At 47.6% G+C, this 17,116-nt stretch carries 18 protein-coding genes; all 18 read right to left on the bottom strand.

What is annotated here, in order from left to right:
* Positions 1-12: 12 nt before the first annotated feature.
* On the bottom strand, positions 13-522 hold the full coding sequence (locus tag HP548_RS24985) for a DivIVA domain-containing protein (protein WP_063566974.1): 510 nt from the start codon (positions 520-522) through the stop codon (positions 13-15).
* 241 nt (positions 523-763) lie between these two features.
* Positions 764-1,546: a YlmH family RNA-binding protein gene (locus HP548_RS24990; protein WP_175383156.1), complete on the bottom strand. Its 783-nt coding sequence runs from the start codon at positions 1,544-1,546 to the stop codon at positions 764-766.
* 16 nt (positions 1,547-1,562) lie between these two features.
* Positions 1,563-1,832 carry a YggT family protein gene (locus tag HP548_RS24995; protein ID WP_205524745.1) on the bottom strand — a complete coding sequence of 90 codons (270 nt, stop codon included), beginning with the start codon at positions 1,830-1,832 and terminating at the stop codon, positions 1,563-1,565.
* Between the two features lie 7 nt (positions 1,833-1,839).
* Positions 1,840-2,307, bottom strand: a complete 468-nt coding sequence (locus tag HP548_RS25000) for a cell division protein SepF (protein ID WP_063566976.1) — start codon at positions 2,305-2,307, stop codon at positions 1,840-1,842.
* Positions 2,298-2,999 carry a YggS family pyridoxal phosphate-dependent enzyme gene (locus tag HP548_RS25005; RefSeq protein ID WP_090901480.1) on the bottom strand — a complete coding sequence of 234 codons (702 nt, stop codon included), beginning with the start codon at positions 2,997-2,999 and terminating at the stop codon, positions 2,298-2,300. Before HP548_RS25005 ends, HP548_RS25000 begins: the two co-directional genes overlap by 10 nt.
* Before the next feature lie 6 nt (positions 3,000-3,005).
* Positions 3,006-3,899: a peptidoglycan editing factor PgeF gene (gene pgeF / locus HP548_RS25010; RefSeq protein ID WP_175383157.1), complete on the bottom strand. Its 894-nt coding sequence runs from the start codon at positions 3,897-3,899 to the stop codon at positions 3,006-3,008.
* Positions 3,900-3,950: 51 nt separating this feature from the next.
* Positions 3,951-4,340, bottom strand: a complete 390-nt coding sequence (locus HP548_RS25015; RefSeq protein ID WP_409347677.1) for a YlmC/YmxH family sporulation protein — start codon at positions 4,338-4,340, stop codon at positions 3,951-3,953.
* A 200-nt stretch (positions 4,341-4,540) separates the two neighbouring features.
* Entirely contained in the window at positions 4,541-5,323 is a 783-nt protein-coding gene (gene sigG / locus HP548_RS25020; RefSeq protein WP_024628410.1) for an RNA polymerase sporulation sigma factor SigG, read from the bottom strand.
* Between the two features lie 111 nt (positions 5,324-5,434).
* Positions 5,435-6,157 (bottom strand): RNA polymerase sporulation sigma factor SigE, encoded by a 723-nt coding sequence (gene sigE / locus HP548_RS25025; protein ID WP_017687308.1) that lies wholly within the window; start codon positions 6,155-6,157, stop codon positions 5,435-5,437.
* Positions 6,158-6,168: 11 nt separating this feature from the next.
* Positions 6,169-7,149 carry a sigma-E processing peptidase SpoIIGA gene (spoIIGA, locus tag HP548_RS25030; protein WP_063567038.1) on the bottom strand — a complete coding sequence of 327 codons (981 nt, stop codon included), beginning with the start codon at positions 7,147-7,149 and terminating at the stop codon, positions 6,169-6,171.
* Between the two features lie 255 nt (positions 7,150-7,404).
* Positions 7,405-8,517 (bottom strand): cell division protein FtsZ, encoded by a 1,113-nt coding sequence (gene ftsZ, locus HP548_RS25035; protein WP_063566980.1) that lies wholly within the window; start codon positions 8,515-8,517, stop codon positions 7,405-7,407.
* A gap of 150 nt (positions 8,518-8,667) precedes the next feature.
* Positions 8,668-9,954 carry a cell division protein FtsA gene (ftsA, locus tag HP548_RS25040; protein ID WP_076288132.1) on the bottom strand — a complete coding sequence of 429 codons (1,287 nt, stop codon included), beginning with the start codon at positions 9,952-9,954 and terminating at the stop codon, positions 8,668-8,670.
* 293 nt (positions 9,955-10,247) lie between these two features.
* Positions 10,248-11,015 (bottom strand): cell division protein FtsQ/DivIB, encoded by a 768-nt coding sequence (locus tag HP548_RS25045; protein ID WP_163755308.1) that lies wholly within the window; start codon positions 11,013-11,015, stop codon positions 10,248-10,250.
* Between the two features lie 58 nt (positions 11,016-11,073).
* The gene (murA, locus tag HP548_RS25050; protein WP_175383158.1) at positions 11,074-12,357 is read right to left on the bottom strand and encodes a UDP-N-acetylglucosamine 1-carboxyvinyltransferase; all 1,284 of its coding nucleotides are present in this window, start codon (positions 12,355-12,357) and stop codon (positions 11,074-11,076) included.
* Positions 12,358-12,374: 17 nt separating this feature from the next.
* On the bottom strand, positions 12,375-13,280 hold the full coding sequence (gene murB, locus HP548_RS25055) for a UDP-N-acetylmuramate dehydrogenase (protein WP_076288130.1): 906 nt from the start codon (positions 13,278-13,280) through the stop codon (positions 12,375-12,377).
* A gap of 148 nt (positions 13,281-13,428) precedes the next feature.
* Entirely contained in the window at positions 13,429-14,538 is a 1,110-nt protein-coding gene (gene murG / locus HP548_RS25060; RefSeq protein ID WP_076288129.1) for an undecaprenyldiphospho-muramoylpentapeptide beta-N-acetylglucosaminyltransferase, read from the bottom strand.
* A 7-nt stretch (positions 14,539-14,545) separates the two neighbouring features.
* Complete coding sequence (gene spoVE / locus HP548_RS25065; RefSeq protein ID WP_099858475.1) at positions 14,546-15,643, bottom strand: stage V sporulation protein E; 1,098 nt, start codon at positions 15,641-15,643, stop codon at positions 14,546-14,548.
* Positions 15,644-15,691: 48 nt separating this feature from the next.
* Positions 15,692-17,113, bottom strand: coding sequence for a UDP-N-acetylmuramoyl-L-alanine--D-glutamate ligase (gene murD / locus HP548_RS25070; RefSeq protein WP_175383159.1), 1,422 nt, complete (start codon positions 17,111-17,113; stop codon positions 15,692-15,694).
* Positions 17,114-17,116 lie beyond the last annotated feature (3 nt).

Raw genomic sequence — 17,116 nt, forward strand, 5'->3', positions numbered from 1 at the left:
CAGGCGGATAGACTAATAAATTTCCTTCATTTCCCGCTCACGGTCACGGACTTCCTGCTCCCGGCTCTCCAGCGCTTCCCAACCATCCTGAGTCAACAATTCAAGCTGTGCTTCCACAAGTGTACGGAAACGGGCACGATAGATGGACGCCTGCTTTTTCAGCTCTTCGACTTCCAAAGCAATTTTGCGTGATTTAGACAAAGATTCGTTTACGATCCGGTCCGCATTTTTCTCGGCTTCCTTCACGATCAACTGTGCTTCTTTTTTCGCATTGTTCTTCACATCATCTGCAGCTTCCTGCGCAATGATGATCGTTTTGCTCAGCGTCTCTTCAATCGTTGCAAAATGATCAAGCTTCTCCTGAACGGACAGCAACTGATTACTCAGCTCTTTGTTTTCGCGAATGACGCCTTCGTAATCTTTGATGACTTGATCCAGGAATTCATTGACCTCATCCTCGTCATACCCGCGCAAACGTCGGGAAAATTCCTTGTTGTGTATGTCCAGCGGCGTTAATGGCATGCTGTCCACCTCCTGTAAAAGTTCCTTCCCGGAATGAGAAGGTTTGCAGCATATGGGTTCCACCCAAGGGGCCGTATATGTGATGCCCAATCCTGGCACGAATACGGAATGCAGGACCAGACTCTGATCCTTTGGCGGTCATATCAACCTTTGCACTTTAATGTATATCGGAAACACCGAATGTTTTTTGCACCTTTACCTTAAACATTTCGACAAGAAAGCGGGTTTTCCTGCAACACTCTTAGGCAAATTTGCCGATTTTTACGCGGCAGCGTCCCTTTTTGGTCAATCCATCCTGTTCCATCACCTTGAATCGACCAAATCCTTGAATGGATACCACATCTCCTGCCTTCAGCGCTTTGGACGGATCTTCCTCCACTTTCCAATTCACACGACAGCGGCCAGCCTTGATCGGAACGAGAACTTTACTGCGACTAAGCCGATACACATCTGCACAGATGCCATCCAAACGCAGTGAAGCGACAGTAATATCCATCGTCTCCAGTCTGCTCTCGGACCATTTCAGCTGATCCAGTGCCAACAGCTCCGTAAACACATGTACCCGGTGCACCTGATTCAGTTGAAGCGATAAAAAAGCGCCGGTTTCCGACGCCACCACCGTATGGCATCCGTCCTCCAGCACTTGAATATCACCGATCTTGCCACGTTTCATGCCAAGCCCGAGCAGGGCACCCATATAGTCCCCATGCTCCAGCTCTTTGATTTTCTGATCGTCAGACGTAATGCTCATCACCTGCATACCCATATCCTCATCGTCTAGATACCGATAATCCGGTGCAATCAGCGCACGCTTACGTTCAGCTGTTTCATAACCACCATCCAGACGAATCTGTACATCATCTCGACGGTTCACAAGTGTTTGTAAAATAAAGACCTGCCTGGGATCAAGAAAGTCAGTTAGCTTCATGTCATGATACTTACCTGCCCGTTCAACCCAGTCTGAGGCTTTATCCACAAAATCCCGCTCATCATGACTAAAATGCTCGTAAATCTCACCGCTCATCTATGTTCACCCTACCTTAATATACAAAGTATCGGAGGACGGAGATCAGCCCATTAAGCGCGAGTTGAAGAACGATCAACGCCACAATCGGTGAAATATCCAACACACCGAACAAAGGCGGAATAAATCGGCGGAAAGGTCTTAAATATGGTTCTACAAACTTACCTAGCCATTCACCGATGAAGCTCTCCCGTGCATTGGGAAGCCATGACATCAATATGTAGACAATGACCATGTAAAAGTAAATCTGGTATAACGTGTACAACACGCTTTCAATCTGATACAAAAGTGGCTCACCTCATTCTGTTATAATCTTGCTCGCTGTCAGCCAGTATTTCCGTAATTGAACCCTGAATTTCAACCGTATCTGGCGTACAGAGAAAAATGTTGCCGCCAATTTTTGAAATACCGCCGCCCAGTGCATACACTGTGCCACTCAAGAAATCAATGACGCGCAAAGCCTGATCCTGACGTACCCGCTGCAGGTTAACGACAACTGTACGATGGGAGCGCAGATGGTCAGCAATCTCCTGTGCTTCGTCATAAGAACGCGGTTCATAAAGGACGACTTTAACATTTTTCTGGGAATGAATGCTCACCACATTATTACCCCTTTGGTTTCTACGTTTATCGAGACTTGAGGTTTCAGCTTCCTGCTGATCAGGATCATGTTCCTCTTGTGCCGCCATACGCTCACGTTCCACAATCTCTTCCTCTTCCTGAAGCCCGAGGAAATTCATAAACTTGTTCATTACGCCCATTGCGAACCCTCCTCTTTTCCTACGAGAATCGATCCAAGCCGAACCCAGGTTGCCCCTTCTTCAATCGCCACTTCAAAATCATTGGACATGCCCATCGACAACTCGGTCAATGGCTCCGCTGTCAAAGCTTGTCCATTCAAATGGTCTCTAAGCTCACGCAGTCCGCGGAATACGGGACGTGTAAGCTCTGGATCTTCCTCATGGGGTGCCATGGTCATCAGACCGATGACCTTCAGGTTGTTGAACGAACTGATTTCACGCAAAAAGGAACTCGCCTGTTCAGGCTGCAAGCCAAACTTGCTCTCTTCACCCGAAATATTCACCTGCAATAATGTTTCCACCTGGATGCCAAGAGACGCCGCCTTTTTATCCAACTCCTTGGCCAGGGACAAACGATCCAGTGAATGTATGTAACGGAATTTACCGATGACGTCCTTCACCTTATTCGTCTGTAAATGACCGATAAAATGCCAGGTTCCCTGCTGACCGAATGCTTCCCATTTCGCTTGTGCATCCTGCCAGCGGTTTTCGCCAATATGCTCAAGACCGTGGTCCAGCACAGCTCCCGTTGTTTCAAGTGAGACATATTTCGTGACAGCAATCACATTCACATCTTCACGTTGACGGCCACTGCGCTGACACGCGGCTTCGATCTTCTGATTTACTAGTTGTATACGCTCCTCCAATGACACAGAGGGTCACCTCTCTTCCAGCCCAATCCAGCTCGCCATTCTCCCGGTAATGCCATTTTCTTTACGGTACGAGAAAAATAGCTCGGGATTGCAGCTTGTACACCAAGTTGTACATTCGATATGATCCGGCAATATTCCTGCTTTCATCATAATGTGTCGATTGCATTCTTTCAAGTTTAACATCGTTTTGCCATTTGCGGCAGGTCGATATACTTGATTGGATGCAGAGTTCTTGTATTCATCATTACCCGAGGAGTGGTCCAGCCAAACCCGTACATGCTGCATAACCGCTTCATCCACTTCATAACAACAATCCCCAATAGAGGGACCTATTGCAGCATGGATATCCTGTCTGCGACTTCCATATTCTTGCTCCATCTTTTCGACCATCGATTCGGCTATACCAGCAACTGTACCTTTCCATCCGGCATGAGCAAGCCCCACCGCTTGTTGTACGGGGTCATAGAAATAAAGGGGTACACAATCTGCATAAAAGGAAGTCAGCAGCACACCAGGCACATTGGTAACCAACCCATCCGTATCCTGTAATGCAGACTGTCGATCCAGCAAACCTTTGCCCCGCTCTTCAGCCGTGATGACAGCCACATGTTTACCGTGTACTTGTTCTCCACAAGTCCAGGACTCCAAAGGGAAACCCAGCTTTTCAGCCACAAGTTTGCGATTATTCAGCACGTCAGCCGGATCATCACCCACATGATAGGCGCAGTTGAGACTGGCGTAAGGTGTGCTTCCGACACCACCCTGCCTTGTCGTAAAACCGGCTTTCATATGCTTAAACTGCAATTTCCACGGCTCCACATATAATAACAACGGGTCAGGACCCCTATTTGAGTTCTGGCTTCCCGACCGCATTTCCTTATCCAAAATAAACGGTTCCATCTTCTCACCTCACAACTTCCAGTGTACCAAATGAACCTCGTTCTGTCTCGGTTATATCGTTCGGCGCTGGTTCCGATTTAACCGTTCAATACGTTCCACCCGGTCCATCCGGCTGTTCTGTTCGTCATACAAGCGGGCTTCACGGTCGCGCTCATCGTAGTTATTTTCCTTCATTTCATCCATTTTAACCAAGATTACATCCGAACCGATCTTCACAATATTTCTCCAAGGGATAACCAGATCCGCTCCCCCACCGAACAGCCCCATAAAACGACTGTAACCTGGCACAACAATCGCTTCAATTCGTCCCTGCTTCAGATCCAGTTCCAAATCGCTAATCTGACCCAGACGTTTTCCATCCGTAATGTTAATAACATCTTTGGTTTGAAAATCCGAAATTTTCATCCCGCTACCCACCGCTTCACCTGTGTTCACTTTCATTTGGTCCCGCCCCCTGATTAATCCGCTTCTGCCCGTTCTCCGCTTCTATACAATATATGTTTCATACGCGAAAAATGTCCTCTTTTTCGAAGGAAAGGAAACCGAACAAATCCAAATATCTCTGATGTCGAAATCCAAAAAGCAAAAAGACGATCAAAGGAATATATTTCTCCTTTGATCGCCTCTTCGCTAACCCCTTGTTACGACTTCACATGTTTCTGCATTTGTTGTATCGCTGATTTCTCCAGACGGGATACCTGCGCCTGGGAAATACCAATTTCATCAGCCACTTCCATCTGGGTTTTTCCTTCGAAAAACCGCATCGACAGAATCATTTTCTCCCTTTGACCGAGACGATGCATCGCTTCACGCAGTGCAATTTCCTCAATCCAGGACACATCCTTGTTTTTGTCATCACTGATCTGATCCATCACATAGATCGGATCTCCACCATCATGATAGATCGGTTCGAAGAGCGAAACCGGGTCCTGAATGGCATCCAATGCAAAAACCACATCTTCCTTCGGCACATTTAGTACCTCAGAAATTTCGAATATCGTCGGTTCACGGGAATTTTTATTCGTCAGGCTGTCACGCACCTGAAGTGCTTTATAAGCAATGTCCCGCAATGAGCGAGATACCCGAATTGGGTTATTATCGCGCAGGTATCGACGGATTTCACCGATAATCATCGGCACCGCGTAGGTTGAAAATTTGACATTCTGGGATAAATCAAAATTATCAATGGCTTTCATCAGGCCAATACATCCAACCTGGAACAGATCATCGACAAACTCTCCCCGATTGTTAAAGCGCTGAATGACACTGAGTACGAGACGCAAGTTGCCATTCACTAATTTCTCTCTTGCTGAGCGATCATGGTGTTGCTGAAGGGAATGAAACAATTCCCGCATTTCTGTGTTGGTGAGGACAGGCAATTTTGCGGTGTCCACGCCACAAATCTCGACTTTGTTTCGGGTCATCGTGATTTACCTCCCAAGGAGAAACATTAATGTACATTATCTCCGGGGCAGGCTTTTTTATTCGCACTTGGCATCCTTGCCATTAATACCCATTATGAAAAATGCTCCTGTTCAGACCATCTTGTTGAACTCCTTGCGGAGTCTTTTAATGATTCTTTTTTCGAGACGAGAGATATAGGATTGGGAGATTCCAAGCAGATCGGCGACATCTTTTTGTGTCTTTTCTTCCCCATCCGTCAAGCCAAAGCGAAGCTCCATAATCATTCGCTCCCGCTCGGTTAATTTTTCCAATGCTTTATGCAAAAGCTTCCGGTCTACCTGTTCTTCGATATTCCGATAGATTGTATCGTTCTCAGTACCGAGTACATCGGATAATAATAGTTCATTTCCATCCCAATCAATATTGAGTGGTTCATCAAAAGAAACTTCTGTACGAATTTTACTGTTACGTCTCAGGTACATCAAAATTTCATTTTCGATACAACGGGAAGCATAGGTTGCCAGCTTAATTTTCTTTTCCGGGTCAAACGTATTAACGGCTTTAATCAAACCGATTGCACCGATGGAGACCAGATCCTCGATATTGATACCTGTATTTTCGAATTTGCGTGCGATGTAGACTACCAGTCGTAGGTTCCGTTCAATCAGCATGGCACGGATCGCGGAATCTCCAGAAGACAACTTTTGCAACAGAAATTCTTCTTCTTCACGTGTTAACGGGGGCGGTAGTGCCTCACTGCCTCCGATATAATAAATCTCTTCACTTTTCAAACCAAGCAGAAATAATAAACGATAGTACTGCAGCTGCGCCACCAGTTTCCATTTTACAAGCATGTACGTTCCTCCTATACCACATTCAGCGGCTTTTCTGTTGCTCCCGCAGAGATAGCCGTAGACTGCGCAGAAGCAGCATCTTGCACAAGCTCAGGGTGAATCACGGCCTGGTATTTTCCATCGGATGACAATACGCCCCCGTCCAACCCTATTAATACCTTTGTCGTCTCATAACACATCTCATCCATCGTTACCTTCACCCGGTCTGGCTTCATCGCCAGCATAAACGCAGTTCCTTTGTTAATACCTCGATAGGGTACAAGCCTTAAACGATCCTGCCAGTGGAAGTCCTCCTGATCGAGCTCCATGATAAGGTTGTCCGGCGCCTCATCCTTCAACCTGCCCTTCCAAGCAGCAGGCAGCATGTCTTGCCATAGCGATACCTCCATTACCATGACGGGCATACGTGAAAGGGGGTCTGTAAGTTGATTTCCTGTATCCAGAAGGCCTGTACAAGAAATAGTCACATCATCAATAAAAACCTCCACTTTACCCAAGTACGTTGTCATTCGGTCTGTTTTTCGTTTGGAGCTCTGCACGGCTTTGAATAGAAAAAGCACGGCAAAAAAGACGACAAACGTGAACCAGAAGGCAATTTTCAAATCAAAAGACATTCCACCTGATGCTGTAAACCAAATGCCGTTGAACAATTCCCCAGAGCTTTGCAGCATGTAGTGCACACCCAGAATTCCCCCTGCGGCGACAAAATTGATTACATAGAAGGTACCCAAGGTCCTCATAAATGCCTGAAGACCTTTAAACCCAAATGCAATACTCAGCATCACCAGAGACAATCCAAACTTGATCAAAAAGGTGAACATAAAATCAAACTCCGGCACAAACATCATGACAACGTACAGCGCACCCACGATCGCGGACAGCAACCATCGCCACCAGACCAGCTTCGTTTTGCGCATCCAGGCCGTCAGCCCGATGAGCGCACCGTCAATACACAGGTTCGTCAAAAAAATAAGATCCACATATACAACCACATTCTTCACCTGCCTGCGCGCAACATATCGAAATAACGTTATCCCGATATTCATGAGCATATTCACAAGTATAAGGAGCTCACTTTTCAAAGTCTGTCTAATCATGGGGGGATCGTTCCAACTTTTTTTGTCGGAATTACTCAGAGCAGTTGTTCAGAATTTGTTCAATACGATGTGATAGGATAATAAAAAAAACAAAAAAGACCCGGTTGCTCCATCAGGAGCACCGGGTCTTCAATGAAATCTATTATCGTATTAATCGTTGTTATTATTACGTGAACGATTGCGCAAAAATGTCGGAATATCCAGCTGATCATTGCTCGGCTGATTTCCGAACGGACGCAAGTTCGGGGAACGGTTATCCGCAGGCTCACTTGCTGGAGCGGGTTTACGTCCTGGTGGTGGGGAAGCAGGTTTATCTTCAAAGCCAGTCGCAATAACTGTGACTTTGATTTCCTCCTTCAGATCCTCATCAATGATGGCACCAAAGATCATGTTCACTTCCGGATCAGAAGCTGACGTAACAATCTCAGCTGCTTCATTGACTTCATACAGGGACAGGTTAATGCCACCCGTAATGTTCATGATAACCCCGCGTGCACCTTCGATGGATGTTTCAAGCAAAGGACTCATGATGGCTTTACGTGCCGCTTCTGCAGCACGGTTCTCGCCAGTCGATTCACCGATACCCATCAGCGCAGATCCGCGCTCGTGCATGATCGTTTTAACGTCTGCAAAGTCAAGGTTGATCAGACCCGGTACAGCGATCAAGTCAGAGATACCTTGTACGGCTTGACGCAATACATTATCTGCTTGACGGAACGCTTCAAGCATTGGTGTCTTTTTGTCTACAATCTCAAGCAAACGGTCATTTGGAATGACGATCAGCGTGTCCACTTTTTCCTTGAGAGCTTCAATACCTTGCTCTGCATGGCTTGAACGTTTACGTCCTTCAAATGTGAACGGGCGAGTAACTACACCCACGGTAAGTGCGCCGCACTCTTTGGCGATTTCGGCAATAACCGGAGCCGCACCTGTACCCGTACCGCCGCCCATACCCGCTGTAACAAATACCATGTCTGCACCTTTCAAGGTGTTCATGATCAAATCACGGGATTCTTCCGCTGCTTTTTTACCTACATCCGGGTTGGCACCAGCGCCAAGACCACGGGTTAATTTATCACCGATTTGCAATTTATGCTCGGATTTCGCGAGGTGCAACGCCTGAGCGTCCGTATTTACCGTAATAAATTCTACACCTTGTACACCGTTTTCGATCATTCGGTTGACTGCATTGCTTCCGCCGCCGCCTACACCGATGACTTTAATTTGAGCCAAGCTCTCCATCTCGAAATCAAATTCCAACATATTATTCCATCTCCCCCTCAATGTGCATGGATGGCCCGTCCAATTTTTGATTGAACCGAATCAATTTCATATATCGACGAACGAAAGCGTTTATTTTAGAACCAGCGCATTCAGACGGCTTCAAGAATTGTATGAAATGGATTCAACCTTTTATATAAATTCGCTGAACATATTTTTCAGCCGTTCGAACAGACCTGGTTTCTGCTCCGATTCCTGGGCCGTATTCGGCTTAGGACGGTTGGTCGGTTTTTTGTTGTTATTATTGTTGTTGTTGTTATTTCCACCGCCGTTGTTGCTCGAGGGACGAATACGCAAACTGCGGATTACACTGTGCAAAATGCCGACTCCGCTAGTAAAGCCAGGGTCACGCACACCGATATAATCCGGCACCGCAACTCGTACCGAAGCAGCAAGCTCATGCTGAGCTACCTGCAGAACACCCGGCATTGAGACCGTACCTCCCGTTAGTATATAACCTCCAGGAAGATCATTGTAACCAAGACGCTTCACTTCTTGAGAAATCATCTGGAATATTTCTTGAACCCTCGGTTCAATAATAGCCGCCAGATCCTCTTGAGAGAATTCCTTGTCTACGTTGCTGCCGATCCGTGTTACTTTGAACATGACATCCGCAGCAGCATCATCCAGCCATGCGCAGCCATATTTTAGTTTTACCTTTTCGGCTTGATCTGTTAATGTGCGCAGACCATAGGCAATGTCATTCGTTACAAACTCCCCGCCAATAGGCAGCGTTGAAGTGGCAACGAGACTGTCTTCTTCGAAGATGGCGATGGTTGTAGCCCCTGCTCCGATATCCACAAGCACGGAACCCATCGTTTTTTCATCCTTGGACAATGCCAGCTGACCTGCTCCAAGTGACATGAGTACCAAATCACTTACTTTCAAACCCGCTTTTTCCACGCAGCGCAAAAGATTATGTATCGCGGTTTTTGCACCCGTAATGATGGTCGCCTCTACTTCCAGACGAACACCAATCATACCACGGGGGTCCTGTATGCCCTCCAAGCCATCTACAACATACTGCTTGGCGACAACATCAATAATTTCCCGTTCCGGTGGAACCGCAATCACTTCGGCTGCTTTCAACACCCGCTCCATGTCTTCTTCTCCGATTTCACGATCCTCGTTAGACACTGCCACGACACCGTGACTGCTCATCAGTCCGATATGATTTCCCGAGATTCCAACATACACTTCGGATATTTGAATACCTACCATACGTTCTGCATGATCCACTGCATTGCGGATCGATTGCACCGTCTGATCGATATCTACGATTACACCTTTGCGAATTCCCTCCGAGTCGGCAGATCCAACTCCAATAATATTAAAGGTTCCATTATTCATTTCCCCAATAATAGCGCGAATTTTGGATGTACCGATGTCCAAACTAACAATGATGTCATTGTTGCTCAAGTCTGTGGCACCTCCTGACTCCAAATAGTAAAATACGTTCGGGTTTAAACACTCTTAAAATATATTCAACACACTTTAGGCTTTCCCTCTTTTTTCTACAATTTTTTTGGGTGCCAAGATCTGGTTGCGAGACATAAAACCTTGAAGAAAAAAGAAGGAGGCAACTCAAGTGCCATAAGTTCAAGTGTATCATTTTTTCTTCGTCTCAGAAAGAACAACTTTCACTGGATAAAAGGGGCTAAACCCCGATCCCGCCTGGTTTTAAATACTGATCAACCGAATAAAGGCGGAAATCAGGGAGTTGCTCCTGGTTCAGCATCTTCTTCCGGGTTATCCGGAATGAAAGGCACGTACGTATCGGCCTCCAGCATCGTGATTTTCCCTGGACGTTCCGTCTCAATGACCTGGTTGAGATACTCTACCTTATCGGACAATAGAGAAACGGTTGTAATCACTTCAAACTGTGACTTGGTATACATCCGAATCTGATCCGGGAAAGAAGGTGTAGGATTCGGAATAATCTCTGAAATATCCGTCGTTAGTTCATTCGGGATCTTGGCCAACTCTTCACTCAGCTTGGCCTTGAGCGGATCATCCGCCTTCCACTGGGTCAAAATCGGTTTCTCAACCGCAACACCAATGGTGGCAGGGACCGTTAAGCTTGTCCCGCTTGCCAGTATGGCTTTTAGCGTACCGTCAGAACCAAGTTCATACGCAACCGTTGGATATTCCTGCACCTTGATAAGAATAGTCCCTGGAAATTGTTTATCCACAGTTACGGTTGATATAGCCTTGATCGTTTTCAGTCGCTCAATCACATCAGCAGAGGTTGTCCCAAAAAACTGTTCGCCCTCCTTCAGCCCACTTTTCTCCAGCAGTTCTGAAGTCGTTGTGTATACATTACCCGTAATCTCAATTGCCGAAATCCGACTCATCGAAGAACGAAAAAAAAGTACAGCAAGTAATACAATAAAAAGAAGTAAGAGAATAAAAACAATTTTACGGCTTGTGTTTCGTTTGGGCCGATTCTTCTTCAGAACCGGAATTTGACTTTTAGGCATAGGTCGCGCTCCACAAAGCCTCCGGCCCCCTTCCCTTAAGAAGGGGACTCAAAGGACGTTAATTGGCAAAATCCAGCTGCTTCGAAACGGGGGACTGTCGCTCAACCGAAGCTCCAAGACTCTGAAAGAGCTTCTCGATACGATCGTACCCTCTATCAATATGATGCACTTGCTCCACAACCGTTTTTCCCTGGGCAGCAAGGCCAGCAATAACTAGTGCTGCACCTGCACGCAGATCGGTTGCTTCCACTGTAGCCCCGTACAATCGGGGAACGCCACGGATAAATGCTGCATTCAGGTCTACCGAGATATCGGCCCCCATGACATTCAGCTCATCCACATGTTTGAACCGACCCTCGAATACCGTTTCCTTCATCACACTGAAACCGTCGGCCAGACTGAGCAGCACCATAATTTGCGACTGCAGGTCTGTTGGAAATGAAGGGTACGGAGAAGTCACAATGCGGTCTACTGATTTGGGACGGCTCATACAGCTCACCGTCATTATATCATTGCAGACTGTGATTTGAACACCAGTACGCTTCAACACATGTATAAGGGAAGTAAGATGGGCCGGATTGCAGTGTGTAAGCGTTACATTCCCTCTCGTTGCTGCGGCTGCAATCATCACCGTTCCTGCAACGATCCGATCAGGTATAATTTCATAAGAGCAAGGCTTGAGTTTCTCCACACCATTAATGGTGATCGTATCCGTTCCAGCACCGATAATTCGTGCACCCATCGCATTCAGAAAATGTTGCAGATCCTGTATCTCTGGTTCTCTGGCTGCATTAAATATCGTTGTTGTACCCTCAGCTGTAACGGCAGCCATCATAATATTTTCTGTGGCTCCTACACTGGGGAAATCCAGATGAATGTCTGTTCCCACCAGCTTGCGCCCACGGCATATGATCTGCTGATCCAGCTCTTCAATCGAAGCTCCGAGGGCCTCAAGGCCCAGAAGGTGAAGATCAATTTTACGTTCCCCAATGGCACAGCCACCTGGCTGGTACACGGATACTTGCCCAAACTTAGCCAGCAATGGTCCCATCAAAAAAATGGAAGAACGCATCTGCTTCATGAGATCCTCAGGCACATCATATGACCGGATGGACGATGTATCTATCGTCACTGTTCCCTGTTCATGCCGACACGTGCATCCAAGTCGTTCCAGGATATACAGCATCACTTCGATGTCCAGCAAGTGTGGAACGTTGTGCAGCGTAACTTCTCCGTCTGCCAACAAACTTGCGGCCATGATCGGTAAAGCGGCATTTTTTGCTCCATGGATGCGTATGGATCCTGAGAGGGGTTTCCCGCCTTCAATCACCAATTTGTCCAATGTATCACCTCCGGGGTTTACCGTTCACCCACTACGAAGACTTCCGGTACCAGGTTAATACCGTTTTGAGATGATATAGTGTTCTGAATCTGCTGCATTAGGGTGATAACGTCCTCTGCTGTTGCTTGGCCTGTATTGACAATGAAATTGGCATGCATGGTGGATACCTGTGCGCCTCCCCGAGTCATACCCTTTAACCCCGCTGCTTCAATCAGGCGGGCGGCATGATCACCAGGGGGATTCCGGAACACGCTGCCAGCACACGCCATCTGCAGTGGCTGTGTACGGCGTCTACGGTCTTTATAGGCCGCCATCGATTCCGAAATGACTTTGCGTTCTCCCTGCTGTAGTTCAAATGTAGCCTCCAGCACGATGCCTCTCCGGTCATGCAGAACAGAGTGGCGATAGGCAAATTCCATGTCCTCCTTGCTATAACGTACCAATTCCCCTGTCTCCAGTACAATCTCAGCGGATTGAAATATCCGTGACACATCCGATCCATGGGCACCAGCATTCATATATACGGCTCCGCCGACTGTTCCGGGGATTCCGCTGCCAAATTCCAAACCGGTCCACTCTTTCTTTGCAGCAACAACACTGAGTTTAACAAAGGAATGTGCCGCTCCAGCAGTTACCCCGCCCTCGTGAAATTCGGCATAATCAAAACCTTCTCCCGGTTTCACGACAACTCCGCGTATTCCCTTGTCAGACACCAGCATGTTTGAACCCCGTCCAAGCTGCATCCATGGGATCTGATGTTTGTGCAGCAATTGGATGAGATTGACCATCTGCTCCTTGTTTTCCGGTATGACCAGCGCATCTGCAGGACCGCCGATCTTCCATGTGGTGTATTTGGCTAGCGGCTCGTTTTCAAGAACTTTGCCGACATTGTTCTGGGATAGTAACGATATCCACTGCTGCATATTAATATCCTCCTTTACTTCAAAACCGATGAGCACGGCAGTTTTCGTTGCTGCAAGCCGTGTTGCGGCGCCATGGAACGATTGTCACGATTTATAGGGTATCTTATGTCAGTCCCGCCGTGTGTGTGACAATCGCCCAAAACGCACATTAACGCCCTGCAGCAAGACGCCGAATCTCGCTCACAAGCACTTCGGCTGCATCAGGTTTCCCCAGCTGCCGGGAGGCTTCCGCCATCCTTTTGCGCGCCGCTTCGTCATTCATAATTCCAGCAATCGCTTTATATAGCGCCTGGCCTGTCAGATCCTTCTCCAGCATCGTAAGTGATGCACCGCCACCCTCAAGCGTACGAGCATTCGCCTCCTGATGATTATTCGTCACGTTAGGTGACGGAATCAGAATGGATGGAATACCTAGAGATGTTATCTCGGCAAGGAATGATGCCCCTGCACGATTTACGATCAGCGACGTGCATGCAAGAACCTCAGGCATGTTGTGTACGTATGGCAACACATGCAGATGATTTGGCATCGTTCCAAGGGAACTGCGGATCGCTTCACGCGTTTCATCAAAATATGAATCACCAGTCACGTAGACCACATGCACATCTTCAAGCTTGGCCAGCATCGGTGCCATATCCACCATGGCTTTATTAATTGCTTTCGCACCACGGCTACCACCGACCACAAGAACAACTCGGCTGTCCATGGGTACACCCAATGTCGCAAATCCACGATCACGGCTGGCTTGAGCTACCGTTGTAGCCCTTGGATTGCCGGTATACACAACCTTTTTGGCTCCAGAGAATGCTTTCTCCGAACCCTCAAAACTAACAGCTACCGTGTCCACATACCGAGTAAGGAACTTGTTAGTTAACCCAGGAATGGCATTCTGCTCATGAATAACACTTGGAATACCTAGTTTGGCTGCTGCATATACGACAGGCCCACACACATAGCCCCCCGTACCGATGACAACATCAGGTTTGAATTCCTTGAGCATTTTCTTGGCTTTACGTACACCTTGCAAAAATCTCATCACAGTCTTCACGTTGTCAAAGGACAATTTCCGGCGAAAACCTGTGATATCAATCGATTGAAACGGAATATTCTCTTGTGGCACAAGTTTGCTTTCCAGTCCACGGGTACCACCGATATATAAAAATGTCGAGTCGGGATTCTCCGCCTCACATTGCCTTGCTATAGCAACGGCCGGATAGATATGCCCACCGGTACCGCCGCCGCTCAGAACGACTCGCATCGTACATTCACCTCGCATAACGGGATAAGTTCAATAATATGCCTAACGCTGTCAACATTAAGGTCAGAGAGGAACCACCATAACTGATGAGTGGGAGTGTAATCCCCGTAACTGGCATAAGCCCAATCACAACGCCAATGTTGATAATGACCTGAACAGCCACCATACCCACAATACCTACGCCCAGAAGGCTGCCAAAAGCATCTGGTACCGTCATGGCTACACGCATCCCTCTCCATACCAGGACCAGGAACAGCAATAATACAATCATTCCACCAATGAAGCCAAGCTCTTCTGCCAAAATGGAAAAAATAAAATCCGTCTGTGGCTCGGGTACATAGCTGTATTTTTGCCGACTCATACCTAGCCCCAAGCCGGCAAGTCCTCCCGGGCCGATCGCATATAAAGATTGAATAATCTGATATCCGGCACCAAGTGGATCAGACCACGGATCCAAAAAAGCCGTTATTCGCTGCAATCTGTAAGGAGCTGCCGCAATCAACGCGGCAAATCCCGCTACACCGCCTAGGGCAAGAAGCAAGAGATGCTTCATCCGTGCTCCTGCTGTGAAAATAATGAGCATTGATGCACCCAGCATTACTGTGCCTGTCCCCAAATCGGGCTGAAGCATAATAATACCAAAGGCCAAACCAATCAAACCGAGCGGCGGCAGAAGCCCCGTCGTAAACGTTTTGATTTTGCCGGGTTCCTTACTTAACCAATGAGCCAGAAACAGGATCATACCCAGTTTCATGAATTCCGAAGGTTGTATGCCGAATGAGCCAATGCCCAACCAGCTTCGTGCTCCTCCGCGAACAACTCCGATGCCAGGAATCAGCACCGCAATCAGCATTATAAAACAGGCAATCAGTATAGGCTTTGCATACTTTCTCCAGACCCGGTAGTCCACATTTGCCGTAACAAACATGGCAGCAAGTCCAAGTCCGGCGAACAGCAGCTGTCTTTTGACAAAGTAAAATGAATCACCATAGTCATGAAAAGCAAGCACCGAGCCCGCACTGTATACCATAATAATGCCGATGGCAAGCAATGCCAGAATACAAATTAGGAGCCAGAAATCCGGCGCCGGTCGCGTCTGTTTCATCAGGAGGCCACCCCTTGCATGGAAGTAGGGGCTTTTCCACCCCCCTACTTACAAGTTATGCGCCGCCTCTTTAAAAATGCGTCCCCGCTCTTCATAGGAAGAAAACATGTCCCAGCTTGCACATGCCGGTGATAACAAGACCACATCACCTGGAGCTGCAAACTGTGAAGCTTCCTGCACGGCAACGGTTAACGTTTGGGCAGCGTCCTCCTCATTATCGACGACCTTAATTTGCTTTAATCCCGCCAGTTCCGCGACCTTGGCAATTTTCTCACGTGTCTCTCCAATAGCAACCACAGCTTTCACCCGCTCCTGGAATAATGGCAGCAATTCCATCATGTCTGATCCACGATCCAGTCCTCCGGCAATAAGCACGACCGGTTCCTTGAAGGAGTTCAGCGCCATTACGGTTGCTTTGGAGTTGGTCGCTTTGGAATTGTTATAATAGCCCGCTCCATTATGTTCAAGTACATATTCAAGACGGTGTTCAACCCCCTTGAAGTCAGCCAGAGGCGCAGCAAGCACAGATGGATCGGCTCCAGCGGATACAGCAATAGCTACTGCTGCCAAGGCATTTCCCACATTAAATCGTCCTGGTATTCCGATGTCTTCCACATCAATAATGACATGATGGTTGCCCTGACCGTCTGCATAGATCACCTGGCGCTTCACATCATCCTCTTCCCCATCCACGTAAGGAGGATCAGCATATACCCCTGCTTCGAGCTTCTCTGTCAGCGAGAATGGGAGCAGTCTTGCTTTGATATATGGAACTAGTCCGCGGCATACCGGATCATCCCAGTTCAGGATAGCCACATCCTCCGGTTGTTGGTTGGAGAACAATTTGGCTTTGGAAGCCACATAATCATCCATGTCCCCATGATAATCCAAATGAGTCTCCGCAACGTTTAGCAAACTGGCAATACGCGGACGGAAATCGGATGTGCCTTTCAGTTGGAAACTGCTAAGCTCCACCACCATCCAGTTATCCGCAGAAGCCTGCTCTGCCGCCTCACACAATGGCGTTCCAATATTACCGGCAACGATTGGTTTCAAACCGGCAAGCTCCAACATGTTGCCTACCCACGTTGTTGTGGTTGTTTTCCCGTTAGAGCCCGTGATCCCGATCATAGGCGCAGCGCATAAATGGTAAGCTACCTCCACCTCAGTCACCACTTCTATGCCTAAGGCAAGTGCCTGTTGCACAGGAGGCGCCTGATAAGGAATGCCCGGATTTTTGACTACAAGCTTCACATCACTATGAATCAGGTCGTCCGGATGTCCACCGCATACAACAGAAATTCCCAAAGCCTCCAATTCGGATGCTTCGGGACACTGTTCTCTCTCTTTTTTATCATTAACTGTAACGATTGCGCCGGCACGGTCCAGTACTTTAGCGACCTGCACGCCGCTCTTGGCCAGTCCAAGCACGACCACTTGTTGTCCACGATATGATTCAGGATGATTCATTGT

It is taken from the genome of Paenibacillus taichungensis, assembly GCF_013359905.1.
Lineage (GTDB): Bacteria > Bacillota > Bacilli > Paenibacillales > Paenibacillaceae > Paenibacillus > Paenibacillus taichungensis.